Raw genomic sequence first — 15,860 nt, 5'->3', positions numbered from 1 at the left:
GAGTACGCGGGTGTCGGCGGGACCGGGGGAGCCGGCGGGGCCGCGGGGGACGGATAGGGCGCCGGCGGTCCGCTCTGGGGAGCGGGCTGGCCGGGCTGTTCGGGGTAGGTCATGCGCTCCTCCTGGGGGGATCCGGTCGGGACAGCTCAGAGTCTAGGGGTGCCGGAACCGCGGGCGGGAGAGCGGTCTGTCCAGGCACGCTCAGATCATGCGCTCCGCGTGTCGCGTGACCTCCAGCACGACACCGTGCGGATGCCGCAGCGCGAGCGTCTCCGCATGCCCGCACCCGCGCATCGCGCCGCGCAGAAGACGCCCGATCATCTCGTGGGTGACGAGCAGCGGGCTGCCGGCGGATGCCCAGAAGGCGGCTTCGAGGGCACGGATGGCACGGGGCCGCGCGGACGCGTAGCTCTCGCCGCCGGGGAAGGCCCAGCCGTAGCGGTTCTCCGAGCGCAGCGCGCGGATCCCGGGATGCGCGCTCTCGAGCTCGTCCCAGGTGTGCCCGGCGAAGCGCCCGTGATCGAGCTCGGCGAGGTCGTCGACCGCGACCACCTCGACCTGCAGGCGCTCGGCGACGATCTCCGCCGTGCGCCGCGCGCGCCCGAGGGGACTCGTGCAGACGACGTCCACTCCCGCGCCTTCGAGACGCTGCGCGATCGCGAGCGCATGCTCGACGCCTGCGGCGGTCAGCGGCGAGTCGAGCTGCCCCTGCAGCCGGTGCTCGCGGTTCCACACGTCTGGCCGTGCCGGGCGAGGAACAGGCGATCCGGCATCCGCGAGGCGAGACGGGACATGCCGACAGGATGGCACAGCCCACGCGACCGCGCCGAGCGCGGACGGGATCAGTCGACGCCGAGGAAGGAGCGGTCGGTGAGGACGATGGGGCCGTCCTCGGTGATGGCCACCGTGTGCTCGGAGTGCGAGCCGCGCGAGCCGTCCGCGCTGCGCAGCGTCCAGCCGTCGGGATCGGTCACGAGCTCGTCGGTCGTGGCGAGGAACCAGGGCTCGAGCGCCATGACCAGCCCGGCGCGCAGCGGGAAGCCCCGGCCGGCGCGGCCGTCGTTGGGGACGTGCGGGTCGCCGTGCATGATCCTGCCGACGCCGTGCCCGCCGAAGTCGGTGTTGATCGAGTAGCCCTCACCGTGCGCGACGGCGGCGATCGAGGCAGAGATGTCGCCGATGCGGTTGCCGACGACGGCCGCCGCGATCGCGGCGTCGAGCGCGCGCTGCGTCGTGTCGATGAGGCGCAGATCCTCGTCGCGGGGCGTGCCCACCACGAACGAGACGGCGGAGTCGGCGACCCAGCCGTCGACCGAGACCGCGAAGTCGAGGGACACCAGGTCGCCGTCGCGCAGCGTGTAGTCGTGGGGGAGGCCGTGCAGCACGGCGTCGTTCACGGACGTGCAGATGACCTTGCCGAAGGGGCTGGCGCCGAACGACGGGTGGTAGTCGATGTAGCAGGACTCGGCTCCGGCCTTGCGGATCATCTCGTGCGCCCGGTTGTCGATCGAGAGGAGGTTGGTGCCGACCTTCGTCTCCGCGCGCAGCGTCGCGAGCGTCTCCGCCACGAAGCGACCAGCCGCCCTCATCTCCTCGATCTCGGCGGGGGTGCGCAGTTCGATCATTCCCTGTCCTCTCGTCGACTCCATTCTCTCCCACCGTGAGGCGACCGACGCTCACAGCGAACGTGCGGAACCGCGGCAGGGGTCGCGACGTAGCATCTCGGTATGTGGATCCGGCGCGCGTTCTTCTCCTGGCTGTTCCCGGCCGCTCTCGTGCTTCCGCTGTGGCTCTTCGTCGGCTGGGGCGTGTTCCAGGCAGGAGGGTGGGCCTTCCTCTGGGTGCTGTTCGTGGCGTTGCCGTCGGTGCTGGTCGGCGAGGTGGTCCTCGCCCTGCTGGTGCGCGCACGACCGGCCGTCCGCGCGGAGCGGGCCGTGTCGTGGCGGGATGTGGTCGGGTTCACCGTGTGGCACGGGCTGACGATCGCCCTCGGGTTCTTCCCCCAGGGCGCGTTCGGATGGCTCCTGGCCGGCACGATCGTCGCGTTCCTCGGCGTTTTCTGGTCCACCCTGTGGCAGCTCTTCCGTGACATCGCGGACCGCGGACGCGCCGCGCTCGTGATCGCCGAGGAGCAGACGCGGCCCCCGATGTCCGGTTTCGGCGACGGCGCTACGCACGAGCAGGCGCGCCGTCACGGTCAGGTGATCGTCATCACCGAGACCGGGCGTGCCGGCGAGGATCACGAGCCGCGCTGAGCCGCGGCCTCGCGTCGTCCGCGTTTTGGCGCGGCCCGTGATCCATGGCAGAATGGTTCCTTGTGCCGTGACCCGGTTCTGCCTCAGGGGAGCCCGCGGTCGCCTTGCGCGCCGCTCGGCACACACCACACTTTCCATCCTTCCCACTTGCATGCGACCTGAGGCGAGTGCAGAGAGAGACGATCATGCAGATCCTCGACGCCGTCGACGCGGCTTCGCTCCGCTCCGACATCCCCGAGTTCTTCCCCGGCGACACCGTCAAGGTGCACGTCAACATCGTCGAGGGCAGCCGCTCTCGTATCCAGGTCTTCCAGGGCGTCGTCATCGGCCGCTCGGGCGACGGCGTGCGCGAGACCTTCACGGTCCGCAAGATCAGCTTCCAGGTGGGCGTCGAGCGCACCTTCCCGGTGCACTCCCCGGTGATCGACCACATCGAGGTCGTCACCCGCGGTGACGTGCGCCGCGCGAAGCTGTACTACCTGCGCAACCTGCGCGGCAAGAAGGCGAAGATCAAGGAGAAGCGCGAAGCGCGCTGATCCATCGCAGCATCCGAAGAAGCGCCCTGGGACACGCCTCCCGGGGCGCTTCTTCGTGCACCGGGCATGAGAAGCTGGAAGGCGCCGTCGATCGACGGCCGGAGCCGTGAAGGATGGCGCATGACGGAAGAGATCGCGGCCGGGCCCGTCGACGCAGTGCAGGGCCCCGCAGCACCGCGCAGACGCGGGTGGGTGGTCTTCCTCCGCGACGTCGTGGTGATCCTGCTCATCGCCGTGCTCGTGTCCTTCCTCGTGAAGACCTTCGTCGTGCGCAGCTTCTACATCCCGTCGGGATCGATGGAGAACACGCTCCTGATCAAGGACCGCATCCTCGTCGACGAGATCACGCCGCACTGGAACGGCTACCACCGCGGCGACGTCGTCGTGTTCAAGGATCCGGGCGGGTGGCTTCCGCCCACTCCGGCGCCGGCACCGCGCTCGCCCGTCCTCGAGGCCGGCGAGTGGTTCCTGACGCTGATCGGGATCGCCGCCCCCGATTCGGACGACCACCTCGTCAAACGCCTGATCGGCCTGCCGGGCGACCACGTGGTGTGCTGCAACTCGCTGGGACAGATCACCGTGAACGGTGCTCCGATCGACGAGTCCTCGTACCTCAAACGGGGAGTGGGCGACGACCGCGCGTCCAGCATCCCGTTCGACGTCACGGTGCCGAAGAACGCGGTGTGGGTCCTCGGCGACAACCGCACCCGCTCGGAGGACTCCCGCTATCACCAGGACCAGCCGGGCGGCGGATTCGTCCCGATGGACAACGTCGTCGGACGCGCCTTCCTGATCACGTGGCCCTTCGACCGGTTCGGGCTGGTCGACGGGCACTACGCCGTCTTCAACGGCGTCTCGACTCCGAAGCCGCAGGGGCGCCGTCGTGGCGGTCGTCGAGCCTAGCCTGGTCCTCGAGCGGCGACTGCTGCGCGAGCACGCCCACCTCATCGCCCTCGACGAGGTCGGGAGGGGAGCGCTGGCCGGGCCCGTCGCCGTCGGCGCCACCGTCGTGGATGCGGCGGCCGCGCGCCGTCGTGTGCCGCAGGGCCTGCGCGACTCCAAGCTCGTGCCCGAGAAGCGGCGTCCCGAGGTCGCCGCGCGCGCGGGCTCCTGGGCGCCGGCCAGCGCGGTGGGATGGGCGACCAGCGCCGAGATCGACGAGATCGGCATCATGCGCGCGCTCGGCCTCGCCGCGTCGCGGGCGATCACGGCCGCCTGCGGGCAGGACTGGGACGCCTCGGCGGCACTCGTCCTCCTCGACGGGAATCACGACTACGTCTCGGCCGTGCATCCGGCGCCGCTGACGGTGCGCTCGATCATCAAAGCCGACCGCGACTGCGCCTCCGTCGCGGCGGCCTCGGTGCTCGCCAAGGTCGCCAGGGACGCGCTCATGGTGGAGCTGTCCGGCGAGTTCCCCGACTACCAGTGGGAGCGCAACAAGGGCTACGCGAGCCTCGAGCATCGGGATGCCATCCGTCGCGGCGGTCTCACCCGGCATCACCGCGCGTCGTGGGCGATCGCGGACGCCCCGACGCTGTTCTGACCCGGAGCGCGGTGCCGCGACGGCTTTCGCCCTCGCGACCCGACGGCCTCTCGTAGGATGGGGGGACCATGGATGACGACGCCTTCGACGACTATGACCGCGAGCTCGAGCTCGCCCTGTATCGCGAGTACCGCGATGTGGTCCTGCAGTTCCAGTACGTGGTCGAGACCGAGCGCCGCTTCTACCTGGCGAACGAGGTCAACGTCGTGCGCCGCGACACCGAGCACGACTTCTATTTCGAGGTCGCGATGAACGACGTGTGGGTGTGGGACATCTACCGCGCCGATCGGTTCGTCAAGTCTGTGCGCGTGCTCACCTTCAAGGACGTCAACGTCGAGGAGCTCTCCCGGCGTGAGTTCGAACTGCCTCAGGAGCTCTCCCTCGACGGCGAGTGACCCGGCGCTGCCGGCGTCGCCGCGGAGGATGACGTCCTCCACAGGCTGACCTCGCCGACATCTTCACACCGGTTGCAGCCCCGCGCGCTCGTGGAGGTGCGCGTCCGGTCAGGCTGTCGATCATGGCAGCGAAGGACGAACTCGGACGCGCGGGCGAAGAGCGCGCCGTCGCACACCTGACCCGGCTCGGCTACCGGATCCTGGACCGCAACTGGAGGTGCGACCAGGGCGAGCTCGACATCGTCGCGCTGCATCAGGACACGCTGGCGTTCGTGGAGGTGAAGACGCGGCGCACGCTGGACTTCGGCCATCCCTTCGAGGCGATCGACGCATCCAAGCGTCAGCGCCTCTGGCGACTCGCCCATGCCTGGGTGCAGGATCATCGGCGGGAGAGTCTGGGGCGCACGCTGCGCGTCGAGGCGATCGGCATCGTCGGCGCCGATCCGGCGATCGGCGCGCTCGAGCATCTGAGGGACCTGCGATGACGGCGCGCACGTGGGCGGTCGCGCTGACGGGCCTGAACGGCCACATGGTCGATGTGGAGGCCGACCTCGCGCAGCAGACGCCCGGATTCGACCTCATCGGCCTCGCGGATCGCGCACTCGGCGAGGCGGTGCGGCGCGTGCACGGCGCCTGCCGGAACAGCGGTCTGGAGCTGCCCCGGCGCAAGCTGACGGTCAACCTCTCGCCGGCGAGTCTTCCCAAGCACGGATCCGGGTTCGACCTGGCGATCGCGATCGCGGCGTTCGGCACGGCCGGAACGCTCGACCAGGCCTCCATCGCGCGCACCGTGCATCTGGGCGAGCTGGGGCTGGACGGCAGGCTGCGTCCCATCCCCGGCGTGCTGCCTGCGCTGCATGCGGCACGGGAGGCGGGGTTCGATCGCGCCGTCGTCCCGTTCGCGAACGAGGCGGAGGCGCGACTGGTGCCGGGCCTCGAGGTGCACTCCGCGGTGACTCTCGCCCAGGTGGCGCTCCTGCACGGCGCCGACGTGTCCGACCCCGGAGACCCGCAGCCTGTGCTGGCCTCGGCAGCGGCGCAGGTGAGCGAGCCGGTGTGGGAGCTGGCGGATGTGATCGGGCAGGACGACGCCGTCCGCGCCCTGATCGTGGCAGCCGCGGGTGGGCACCACCTGCTGCTCTCCGGCCCGCCCGGCGCGGGCAAGACGATGCTGGCCCGTCGCCTCGCAGGGATCCTGCCCGACCTCGACGACGAACGGGCGCTCGAGGCCGCCTCGATCCGATCGCTCGCGGGCGAGACGCTGACGCGCCTGGAGCGGCGGCCTCCGTTCGTCGCCCCGCATCACAGCGCTTCCGTCGCGGCGATGATCGGCGGAGGATCGCGTGTCGCGCGGCCGGGCGCGATCGCTCGTGCGCACGGAGGGCTCCTGTTCCTCGACGAGGCCGCCGAGGCGCCGGGCGTCGTCGTGGAGGCGCTGCGGCAGCCGCTCGAGTCGGGCGAGATCGAGATCCATCGGGCGGGCTTCACAGCACGGTTCCCGGCTCGTTTCCAGCTCGTCCTCGCCACCAATCCCTGTCCGTGCGGGGCCTACGGCGTCGTGGGCGAGGAGTGCATCTGCCCGCCCTCGGCGATCCGGCGATACGCGGCGAGGCTCTCCGGGCCGATCCGCGATCGTCTCGACATCGAGGTCCGTGTCGCACGCGTGTCCGCCGCCGACGTGACGATGCCGGAAGGCGGGACGACCTCGACGGCGCAGGCCCGCGCGCGGGTCGAGGAGGCACGGGAGCGAGCAGCGTGGCGCTGGCGGGGAACGCCGTGGCGGCTCAACGCGCACGTGCCCGGCACCTGGCTGCGTCAGGGAGATTTCCGCCTGCCCGCCGAGGCGAGGGGGCCGTTGGACCGCGCGCTGCAGCGCGGAGCGCTGACACTGCGCGGCTATGACCGCGTGCTGCGGCTGGCATGGTCGGTCGCCGACCTGGACGGCGCTGCCGCGCCCGGGCTCGCACAGGTGGGGCGGGCCCTTTACCTCAAGAAGGGAGCGGCGGCATGAGACCGCGCGACGATGATCGAGCCGGAGACAGGCCGGAGGACGGGCGGGCGCCGGTCGCAGGGCAGTTCCGTCGGCGTGTGCGTGACCTGCGTGAGGATCCTCGCTTCCTCCGCGAGGCGGGGCGGATCCGGGGCGATCTCGACGACCCTGCCGTGCGCGATGGATTGATCTGGAGTCTGCTGTGCGAGCCCGGAGACGGGATCGCCGGGGCTCTGATCGACGCGCTCGGGCCGACGGCGGCCCTCGACGCCGCGTTCGACGATGTCCGGGCGCCCGCCGCGGCGGATACCGAGCGTCCCGCGGCCGCTGCGCTGCGGGACGCGCGCAGGCGCTGGGGGCCGAGGCTCGCCCCCGAACCGCATCTCGGCGGGCTGCGCACGTCTGCCAGGATCGGCGCGCGGCTGCTGCTGCCCACGGACCCGGACTGGCCCGCGTCGCTGGGCGATCTCGGCGCCCACGCGCCGCGTGCCCTCTGGCTGCGCGGCGACCCCGCGGCGCTGCATGCTCCCGGCGTCGCGATCGTCGGCGCCCGCGCGTCGTCGAGCTACGGCGAGCACGTGGCCGGCGAGCTCGCCGGCGAGCTCGCGACGGACGGGCTCGTGGTCGTCTCCGGCGGGGCCTACGGCATCGACGGCACGGCGCACAGGGCTGCTCTGCGCGCCGGGGGCCGCACCGTCGCGCTCCTCGCCGGAGGCGTCGACCGGCCCTACCCGAGCGGGCATGCGCAGCTGTTCGAGCGCGTGGTCGCGAGCGGCGCGCTCGTGAGCGAGCTGCCCTGCCTGTCGGCGCCCACCAAGTGGCGGTTCCTCGCGCGCAATCGTCTGATCAGCGCTCTCGCACGCGCAACGGTCGTGGTGGAGGCGGGAAGTCGCAGCGGATCCTTGAACACGGCGGCCCACGCCGCCGAACTCGGTCGACCGCTCGGCGCTGTGCCGGGCCCGATCACCTCTACGATGTCCGCGGGCTGCCACCGACTGCTGCGCGACTACGCCGCCCAGTGCGTCACCTCGGCGGCGGATGTGCGGGAACTGCTCGGCGCGGCCCGCACCGGCTCTTCGCGCGTCCCGGAGGAGCCGGATCTGATCCGCCTCGCCGACGCGCTGAACGTGCGCAGGGCGCGCGATCCCCTCGAACTGGCGCGGCGCTGCGGGCTGAGCGAGGACCGGGTCGTGGCGCTCCTCGGAGTCCTGGAGCTGGACGGCAGCGCGATGCGGACCGAGAGAGGATGGCGTGCCGTCCGTCTGTGAGACTCGGGAACCGGTGCGGATGCGGGCGCCGCCGCCACATCGCCGCCCCAACCGTCGTCCGCGCCCGCGCGTGCTCCCGCGCCCGCGCGTGCTCCCGCACTCCGGCCGGGCGAGAGCGCATGCTGGAGCCATGCGCGTATCCGAGGCCGCTGCGGCGTTCACGACGCATCTCACGCAGGTGCGCAGGCTGTCGCCGGCGACCGTGCGCGCCTACCGCTCGGATCTGGCGGACCTGGCCGCCGCCACCGCGGACGCCGAGCTCGCCGCGATCGACCTGGAGAGCCTGCGGGACTGGCTGTGGCGCGCCACGCAGCGCGGGGATGCTCGTTCGACCCTTGCTCGGCGCACCGCCGCGGTGCGCTCGTTCTTCGCGTGGGCCGTCGAGGCGGGGCACGCGCCGGTCGACCCCGCCCTGCGTCTGGTGACCCCGAAGCGCGGGCGGACACTGCCGGCGGTGGCATCGGCCGACGCGATGCGGGTGGTCCTGGACGAGGCGCGCGATGCGGCGCTGGACGGGGATCCGATCCGGCTGCGCGACAGCGCGATCCTCGAGATGCTCTACGGCTCGGGGATGCGCGTGTCGGAGCTCTGCGGACTGGACGTGGACGATCTCGATCTCGACCGCGGCACGGCGCGCGTCGTCGGCAAGGGGGACAAGGAGCGCGTCGTGCCGTTCGGCGCGCCGGCGCGCAACGCCGTCGCGTCGTACCTGCGCAGGGCTCGCCCGGTGCTGGTCGCACGCGCCGAGAGGCCGAGTCCTGCCCTTTTCCGGGGTGCACGCGGGGGAGCGCTGGGCACTCGCACGGTGTACGAGCTCGTCGCCCGAGTGCTGGCCCCCGTCATCGGGGCCGAGACGGTCGGACCGCACGCGTTGCGCCATTCGGCCGCGACGCATCTGCTCGACGGGGGCGCCGACCTGCGGGCGGTGCAGGAGATCCTCGGACACGCCAGCCTCGGCACCACCCAGATCTACACGCACGTGTCCGCCGAGCGACTGGCCGCGAGCTACCGTCTCGCGCACCCGCGCGCCTGATGCGGACAGACGTCAGCATCCGTCGGAGCCGCACGGCAGAAGCACGGCGCGGGGAACGTCCCCGAACAGCAGCATCGGATTGACGTAGACCCCGTTCCAGCGCACTCCGAGATGCAGCGAGCCCGGGGGAGCGTGACCGCCGGCGGCCAGGTGCGCCACGACGTCGCCGCGATGGACAAGGGAGCCGGGCGTCAGCGTCGACGTCGCGGGCTCGAACGTGGTGACGAGGCCGTTGCCGTGGTCGATGGTGAGCAGCGGCCGATCGACCACGGCGCCGGCGAAGGCGACCACGCCGTCGGCCGGGGCGCGCAGATCGCCGGCGGCCGCGAGGTCGACCCCGCGATGCCCCGCGCCGTAGGCGTGCGCGGGAGCGCGGAACGGCTCCACCACGGATCGGCTCCCCTCGACCGGCCATAGCCAGTCGCCGTCGGGGAGCGGCGGTCGTGTGGAGCTTCCGACGGCCGGCCCGCCGACGTGCGCGATCGGGTCCGCGGCCTCGGCGGCCGGTGCCGGCGCGGGACCGAGCAGCGGCACGAGGGCGCCGAGCAGCGCCGCCACGAGCGCGAGAACCCATCGCGGTGGCCCGGTGTCGGGTGAGCGGAGAAGACTCGACATGCAGCGATCCTGCGCCGTGCGCGGAGACTCGAGGACGTTCGGTGCATCATCCGTGTGGAGCCCGGACGCGGGCGCAGCTGTGCGGACCGGATGCGCGCGAACCGGAGGCGCGATCCTGATATGCTTGCAGGGCATCCCGTATGTCGGGGTGACTACGCGTGCCCACAGCGTTCAACGTGGCGAACGCTCCACAGGTCTCTCGGAAGAGAGCGGAGTGCGCGCCGGGCACCAGGATCGCCGATCGCCGATCGGCAGCACAACCTCAACCAGCAAGGAGTACGACCATGGCCGTCGTCACCATCCGCCAGCTGCTCGACAGCGGCGTTCACTTCGGACACCAGACCCGCCGGTGGAACCCGAAGGTGAAGCGCTTCATCCTCACGGAGCGCAGCGGGATCCACATCATCGACCTCCAGCAGTCGCTCGGCTACATCGACAAGGCGTACGACTTCGTCAAGGAGACCGTCGCGCACGGCGGCACCATCCTCTTCGTGGGCACCAAGAAGCAGGCGCAGGAGATCCTCGCCGAGCAGGCCACCCGCGTCGGCCAGCCCTACGTCAACCAGCGCTGGCTCGGCGGCCTCCTCACCAACTTCTCCACCATCGCGAAGCGCCTCGCCCGCATGAAGGAGCTCGAGGAGCTCGACTACGAGAACCCGGCCGCCTCGGGCTTCACGAAGAAGGAGCTGCTGCTCAAGAAGCGCGAGCTCGACAAGCTGCACAAGTCTCTGGGCGGCATCCGCAACCTCACCAAGACCCCGTCGGCCCTGTGGGTCGTCGACGCGAAGCGTGAGCACCTCGCGATCGACGAGGCCAAGAAGCTGAGCATCCCGGTGATCGGCATCCTCGACACCAACGCCGACCCGGACGACTTCCAGTACCCGATCCCCGGCAACGACGACGCCATCCGCTCGGTCTCGCTGCTGACGCGCATCATCGCCGACGCCGCCGCGGAGGGCCTGCAGGTCAAGCACAACCCCGAGGCCGGCGACGCCGAGCCGCTCGCCGAGTGGGAGCAGGAGCTCCTCGAGGGCGCCGACGCGCAGACCGCCGCGACCGAGTCGGCCGCCGACGAGGCCGGTGCCGCCGCGCACGACGAGGCAATCGCCGCTGCCGCCGACGAGACGGCGACCGAGGTCGCCGACGCCGAGTCCGCCGACAAGTAATTCGCCGACCGGCCAGCCGGCACACGCCGGCTGGCCGGCAATCACCACGCACACACACGAAGCAAGGAGCCACCACAACATGGCCAACTTCACCATCGCCGACATCAAGGCGCTGCGTGAGCAGCTCGGCACGGGAATGGTCGACACCAAGAAGGCGCTCGAAGAGGCCGACGGCGACGTCGACAAGGCCGTCGAGATCCTCCGCCTGAAGGGTGCGAAGGGCAACGCCAAGCGCGCTGACCGTTCCACCAGCGAGGGCCTGGTCGTCGCCCGCGAGCAGGACGGCGCCGTGACGCTCGTCGAGCTCGCCTGCGAGACCGACTTCGTCGCGAAGAACGAGCGCTTCATCGCGCTGGCCGACAAGGTCGCCGACGCGGTCGCCGCCGTCAAGGCGAACACCGTCGAGGAGGCCCTCGCGGCCGACGCCGGCGGCCAGACCGTCGAGCAGCTGATCTCGGACGAGGCCGCCATCATCGGCGAGAAGGTCGAGCTGCGGCGCGTGCGCACGCTCACCGGCGACGCGTTCCAGGTGTACCTGCACCGCACCAGCAAGGACCTCCCGCCGCAGGTCGGCGTCGTCGTCGCCTACACGGGTGACGACGCGGAGACCGCGCGCAGCATCGCCCAGCACATCTCGTTCGCGAACCCCTCCTACCTCACCCGTGAGGACGTCCCGGCTGCGGACGTGGAGAAGGAGCGCGAGATCGTCACCGAGATCTCCCGCAACGAGGGCAAGCCGGAGGCCGCCCTGCCGAAGATCGTCGAGGGCCGCGTCACCGCGTTCTTCAAGCAGGTCGCCCTGCTCGAGCAGGACTACGCCAAGGACAACAAGCTGTCCGTGGGCCAGGTCGCGAAGGACGCCGGCATCACCGTGACCGGCTTCGCGCGCTTCAAGGTCGGCGCGTAACAGCATCGAAGGGGTTCGGATCCACCAGGGTCCGGACCCCTTCGTCATGCCCGCATCCGATCCGGGCGCCCCGCACGATATCTTTTCCCAGACGAGAGGAAGCACTCCATGACCGAACGACAGGGTCGACGCCGCGTCGTCCTCAAGCTCTCCGGTGAGGCCTTCGGCGGCGGACAGCTCGGGGTCAACCCCGACATCGTGAGCCAGATCGCCCGCGAGATCGCTGCCGCCACCGATCGCGTGGAGATCGCGGTCGTCGTCGGCGGCGGCAACTTCTTCCGCGGCGCCGAGCTCAGCCAGCGCGGCATGGACCGCGCGCGTGCCGACTACATGGGCATGCTCGGCACCGTCATGAACGCGCTCGCCCTGCAGGACTTCCTCGAGCAGGCCGGCGCCTCGCCGCGCGTCCAGTCCGCGATCGCGATGACCCAGGTCGCGGAGCCGTACCTTCCGCTGCGTGCGGAACGGCACATGGAGAAGGGCCGCGTCGTCATCTTCGGCGCCGGAGCGGGCCTGCCGTACTTCTCCACCGACACGGTCGCGGCGCAGCGCGCCCTCGAGATCGGCGCGGACGAGGTGCTCGTCGCCAAGAACGGCGTCGACGCGATCTACACCGCCGATCCCAAGACCGACGCGTCCGCCGAGCGGATCGAGGAGATCACGTTCCAGGACGCGCTCGTCCGCGGCCTCAAGGTCGTGGACTCGACGGCGTTCAGCCTCTGCATGGACAACGGCATGGACATGCGCGTGTTCGGCATGGAGCCGGCCGGCAACATCACCCGGGCGCTGCTGGGCGAGCCGATCGGCACGCGCGTCATCGCCTGACGTCGCCGGATCCCGGGCCGTGCCTGCGGCGTCGAGCCCGGGATCCGCGCTGCGCCACCGATAGACTTGAGACGAAACCCCTGACGATAGGAGCCACCGTGATCGCGGATGTCCTCGCCGACACCACCTCCCGCATGCAGCGCGCCGTCGAGGCCGCCAAGGAGGACTTCAGCACGGTGCGCACCGGCCGTGCCAACCCGCAGATGTTCCAGAAGGTCCTGGTGGACTACTACGGCACGCCGACCCCGCTCGCGCAGCTCGCATCGCTCGCGAACCCCGAGGCCCGTTCGCTCATCGTCACGCCGTACGACAAGTCGGCTCTCAAGGCGATCGAGCAGGCGATCCGGGACATGCCCAACCTGGGCGCGAACCCCTCCAACGACGGCAACATCGTGCGCGTCACGATGCCCGAGCTGACCGCGGAGCGCCGCAAGGAGTACGTCAAGCTCGTCAAGAGCAAGGGCGAGGACGCGAAGGTGCACGTCCGCGGGATCCGCCGCAAGGCGAAGGACGAGCTCGACGCACTGAAGAGCGAGCTCGGCGAGGATGAGATCGCCCGGGGCGAGAAGGAGCTCGACGCTCTCACGCGCCAGCACGTCGACCTCATCGACGATGCCGTGAAGCGCAAAGAGGCAGAGCTGCTCGAGGTCTGAGAGCGCCGATGAGCAATCCGTCCGGCGGCGACGACGCGTCGACGATCCCGCCACGACCGCCGCTCCCTCCGCATCGCGGTGAGGGCGTGCCTCCGCGACCCGGTGACAATCTGCAGTCGCAATGGCAGGCGAAGAAGGCTGAGATCGAGACGCACGTCTCCCATGCCCGTGACCAGCTCGACCAGGCGAACGAACGGATCAAGGAGCGGACCGGTCGCGACCTCGTGGTGGCGATCGGCGTCGGACTCCTGATCGGCGGGGTCATCCTCGCGTCGCTGCTGTTCGCCAAGTGGTCGTTCGTCGTGATCGGCCTGGCCATCATCCTGCTCGCCGTGTGGGAGCTGGTGCTGGCGCTGCGCGCCGGCGGACGCAAGGTCGACCTCTGGCCTCACCTGGTGCTGGGCGCGCTGCTCGCGGCGAGCGGCTACTTCGCGGACCCGTGGCTGTGCTGGGTCATGCTCTTCGTCGCCGTGTTCGGCGTGACGGTGTGGCGACTCATGGCGCAGATGATCGCGAAGGACGGGCGCACGTACGGGGACGTCCTGACGGACGCCCTCGCGGCCGGGTTCGTCCAGGTCTACGTGCCGTTCCTCGGCGCGATCGTGCTGATGCTCCTGCATCAGCCCCGCGGCGAGTGGTGGGTGCTCGCGCTCATCGTCGTGGTGGTCGTCACCGACACCTGCGCGTACGCCTCCGGGCTGCTGTTCGGCCGGGGCGGGCGCCACCCGATGGCGCCGCGGGTCAGCCCGAAGAAGACCTGGGAGGGTTTCGCGGGCGCAGTCGTCGGCTCGCTGGTCGCCGGTGCCCTCGTCGGCGTCTACATGCTCGGTGTGCCGTGGTGGGCCGGTCTCATCCTCGGTGCCGCGCTGGTCGCCTCGGCCACGATCGGCGACCTGGGGGAGTCCCTCCTCAAGCGCGACCTCGGCATCAAGGACATGAGTTCCTGGATCCCCGGCCACGGCGGGCTCCTGGATCGCCTGGACAGTGTCCTCCCCTCGGGCGTCGTCGCGCTCGCTCTCTACATCCTCCTCACCCCCCTGGTGGCCGCATGACCGACTCCGCACGATCCGCGAGCGCTTCCGCAGCGCCGTCTCCGAGCTTCGCCGTCGTCTCCCGCAGGGAGAAGGGCTATCAGCGCGCCGCGGTCGACACCTTCCTCGCCCGTGCGCGTCGCGCCTTCGAGGAGGAGGCGGACGGCATCGACTCGTCGGACATCCGCGGCGCCTCGTTTCCGCTGGTCCGGGGCGGGTACGACATCGCCGCCGTCGATGCGGCGCTCGCGCGCGTGGAGGAGGCCTTCGCACAGCGCGAGCGTGCCGCGGTGGTGGCCTCCGACGGCGCTTCGGCATGGGTCGGCCGGGCGCGCTCCGACGCCCAGGTCATCCTCGACCACCTCAGCAGGCCGCAGGGTCATCGCTTCGCGCGCACCGGCCTGCTCACCTTCGGGTACCGGGTCGACGAGGTGGATCACGTGGCGAAGCGCATCGTGCGGTTTCTGCGCGACGGCGACGCACTGAGCGCCGAGCAGGTGCGTCAGACGGCGTTCCGCATGCAGCGTCGCGGATACCGCGAAGAGCAGGTCGACGCGCTGCTGGACGCGACCATCGACGTGATCCTGGCGATCCGCTGAGCGATTCTCATGGCGGATTCAGGTTCCCCTGGCTAGAATCGGACCCATTGTGACTCCCGATAACGATTCGATAGCGGCGCGCGCCCGAGGCGCCGTGCAGAACGCAGCAGCCACAGCAGCCCGAGCGGGCGCGAAGTCGACGTCCCGTCGTGCGACGTCCGCGGTCGTCGCAGGCCTCGCCGTCGTGGGCTTCTCGGTCGCCATCGTGGCGCCCGCCGGCCTCGCGATGTCCGCGGGCGAGCCGGCCCATGCCTCGGTCACCACGGCCTACGCCCTGGCCGCGCGCGACGCGCAGAACATCACGGTCTCGGTGCACGGCGTGACGCCGACGGCGCAGGCACGCGACGCGTTCGACGTGTACGTCAAGCCGAAGCCGACCCCGACGCCCGAACCGGTCGTCGCCTCGAGCTCCAGCTCCTCATCGGACTCGGGATCCAGCGATCCGGGGCCGATGTTCTACAGCGGCGGCGGCGCACCAGCCGAATGGATGGCCGCTGCGGGCATCGCGTCCAGCGACTGGGGCTACGTCGACTACATCGTCAGCCGGGAGAGCGGCTGGAACCCGAACGCCACGAACAGCGGTTCCGGCGCGTGCGGACTGGTCCAGGCACTGCCGTGCAGCAAGGTCCCGGGCAACGGCTATGATCCGGTCGACAACCTCCGCTGGGCGAACGGCTACGCCGTGGGGCGCTACGGCAGCTGGGGTTCGGCCGTCGCGTTCTGGTCGGCTAACAACTGGTGGTGAGCAGCGCTCACCCATGCCACGCTCGCATAGGCGACGTCCGGAGCGCCCACGGGACGACTCGCTCGATCGGCTGATCGCCGGATGGAAGCGCACCGAGGTGCGCGGGGGCGGTGAGTGGTACGTCCAGCCGCTGACCGCGGCGCAGGCGCAGAAGGAATATGTGTGCCCCGGCTGCTCGGGGCTGATCCCGGCCGGGACGGCGCATCTGGTGGTCTGGCGCGCTGACGGCGTGCTCGGAGATGCGGCGGACCTCGCCGCCCGCCGGCACTGGCACAACGGCTGCTGGCGGCGAGGCTGAC

General features: G+C 71.1%; 20 protein-coding genes. 17 read left to right on the top strand and 3 right to left on the bottom strand.

Annotation, left to right across the window (positions count from 1 at the left end; genetic code table 11):
* Positions 1 to 201 precede the first annotated feature (201 nt).
* Both RL72_RS17540 and map read right to left on the bottom strand, forming a co-directional pair.
* On the bottom strand, positions 202 to 735 hold the full coding sequence (locus tag RL72_RS17540; RefSeq protein ID WP_248700514.1) for a histidine phosphatase family protein: 534 nt from the start codon (positions 733 to 735) through the stop codon (positions 202 to 204).
* Positions 736 to 842: 107 nt separating this feature from the next.
* Entirely contained in the window at positions 843 to 1,625 is a 783-nt protein-coding gene (gene map / locus RL72_RS17535; RefSeq protein WP_045252136.1) for a type I methionyl aminopeptidase, read from the bottom strand.
* A gap of 102 nt (positions 1,626 to 1,727) precedes the next feature.
* Between map and RL72_RS17530 the strand changes: the two genes are divergently transcribed.
* From RL72_RS17530 to RL72_RS17490, 9 genes are all read left to right on the top strand, one after another.
* Positions 1,728 to 2,255 (top strand): hypothetical protein, encoded by a 528-nt coding sequence (locus RL72_RS17530; RefSeq protein ID WP_045252135.1) that lies wholly within the window; start codon positions 1,728 to 1,730, stop codon positions 2,253 to 2,255.
* Between the two features lie 185 nt (positions 2,256 to 2,440).
* A complete protein-coding gene (rplS, locus tag RL72_RS17525; RefSeq protein ID WP_045252134.1) occupies positions 2,441 to 2,791 on the top strand; it encodes a 50S ribosomal protein L19 in 351 nt (116 codons plus the stop codon).
* A gap of 120 nt (positions 2,792 to 2,911) precedes the next feature.
* A complete protein-coding gene (gene lepB / locus RL72_RS17520) occupies positions 2,912 to 3,694 on the top strand; it encodes a signal peptidase I (protein WP_045252133.1) in 783 nt (260 codons plus the stop codon).
* On the top strand, positions 3,675 to 4,334 hold the full coding sequence (locus tag RL72_RS17515) for a ribonuclease HII (RefSeq protein WP_045252132.1): 660 nt from the start codon (positions 3,675 to 3,677) through the stop codon (positions 4,332 to 4,334). The genes lepB and RL72_RS17515 overlap by 20 nt, the downstream gene beginning before the upstream one ends.
* 68 nt (positions 4,335 to 4,402) lie before the next feature.
* Positions 4,403 to 4,729, top strand: coding sequence for a DUF2469 family protein (locus tag RL72_RS17510; protein WP_045252131.1), 327 nt, complete (start codon positions 4,403 to 4,405; stop codon positions 4,727 to 4,729).
* A 122-nt stretch (positions 4,730 to 4,851) separates the two neighbouring features.
* Positions 4,852 to 5,214, top strand: coding sequence for a YraN family protein (locus RL72_RS17505; protein ID WP_045252130.1), 363 nt, complete (start codon positions 4,852 to 4,854; stop codon positions 5,212 to 5,214).
* Positions 5,211 to 6,740 carry a YifB family Mg chelatase-like AAA ATPase gene (locus tag RL72_RS17500; protein WP_045252129.1) on the top strand — a complete coding sequence of 510 codons (1,530 nt, stop codon included), beginning with the start codon at positions 5,211 to 5,213 and terminating at the stop codon, positions 6,738 to 6,740. Before RL72_RS17505 ends, RL72_RS17500 begins: the two co-directional genes overlap by 4 nt.
* A 77-nt stretch (positions 6,741 to 6,817) precedes the next feature.
* Complete coding sequence (gene dprA, locus RL72_RS17495) at positions 6,818 to 7,987, top strand: DNA-processing protein DprA (protein ID WP_248700513.1); 1,170 nt, start codon at positions 6,818 to 6,820, stop codon at positions 7,985 to 7,987.
* A gap of 130 nt (positions 7,988 to 8,117) precedes the next feature.
* Entirely contained in the window at positions 8,118 to 9,020 is a 903-nt protein-coding gene (locus RL72_RS17490) for a tyrosine recombinase XerC (protein WP_045252128.1), read from the top strand.
* Between the two features lie 12 nt (positions 9,021 to 9,032).
* On the opposite strand, the gene RL72_RS17485 is transcribed toward RL72_RS17490, so the two are convergent.
* A complete protein-coding gene (locus RL72_RS17485; protein WP_045252127.1) occupies positions 9,033 to 9,635 on the bottom strand; it encodes a murein hydrolase activator EnvC family protein in 603 nt (200 codons plus the stop codon).
* A gap of 284 nt (positions 9,636 to 9,919) precedes the next feature.
* Between RL72_RS17485 and rpsB the strand changes: the two genes are divergently transcribed.
* From rpsB to RL72_RS17445, 8 genes are all read left to right on the top strand, one after another.
* Positions 9,920 to 10,801, top strand: coding sequence for a 30S ribosomal protein S2 (rpsB, locus tag RL72_RS17480; RefSeq protein WP_045252126.1), 882 nt, complete (start codon positions 9,920 to 9,922; stop codon positions 10,799 to 10,801).
* A gap of 79 nt (positions 10,802 to 10,880) precedes the next feature.
* A complete protein-coding gene (tsf, locus tag RL72_RS17475; protein WP_045252125.1) occupies positions 10,881 to 11,708 on the top strand; it encodes a translation elongation factor Ts in 828 nt (275 codons plus the stop codon).
* Positions 11,709 to 11,816: 108 nt separating this feature from the next.
* Positions 11,817 to 12,533: a UMP kinase gene (pyrH, locus tag RL72_RS17470; protein ID WP_045252124.1), complete on the top strand. Its 717-nt coding sequence runs from the start codon at positions 11,817 to 11,819 to the stop codon at positions 12,531 to 12,533.
* A gap of 98 nt (positions 12,534 to 12,631) precedes the next feature.
* Entirely contained in the window at positions 12,632 to 13,186 is a 555-nt protein-coding gene (gene frr, locus RL72_RS17465; RefSeq protein ID WP_045252123.1) for a ribosome recycling factor, read from the top strand.
* Between the two features lie 8 nt (positions 13,187 to 13,194).
* Positions 13,195 to 14,238 (top strand): phosphatidate cytidylyltransferase, encoded by a 1,044-nt coding sequence (locus tag RL72_RS17460; RefSeq protein ID WP_045252122.1) that lies wholly within the window; start codon positions 13,195 to 13,197, stop codon positions 14,236 to 14,238.
* Positions 14,235 to 14,816 (top strand): DivIVA domain-containing protein, encoded by a 582-nt coding sequence (locus RL72_RS17455; RefSeq protein ID WP_045252121.1) that lies wholly within the window; start codon positions 14,235 to 14,237, stop codon positions 14,814 to 14,816. Before RL72_RS17460 ends, RL72_RS17455 begins: the two co-directional genes overlap by 4 nt.
* A 94-nt stretch (positions 14,817 to 14,910) precedes the next feature.
* Positions 14,911 to 15,561, top strand: coding sequence for an aggregation-promoting factor C-terminal-like domain-containing protein (locus RL72_RS17450; RefSeq protein WP_045252120.1), 651 nt, complete (start codon positions 14,911 to 14,913; stop codon positions 15,559 to 15,561).
* Positions 15,562 to 15,574: 13 nt separating this feature from the next.
* Entirely contained in the window at positions 15,575 to 15,859 is a 285-nt protein-coding gene (locus RL72_RS17445; protein ID WP_045252119.1) for a hypothetical protein, read from the top strand.
* Position 15,860 lies beyond the last annotated feature (1 nt).

It is taken from the genome of Microbacterium azadirachtae, assembly GCF_000956545.1.
GTDB lineage: Bacteria > Actinomycetota > Actinomycetes > Actinomycetales > Microbacteriaceae > Microbacterium > Microbacterium azadirachtae.
The sequence above is the reverse complement of the archived record's forward strand: the minus strand, read 5'-3'. Positions and strand labels throughout refer to the sequence as shown.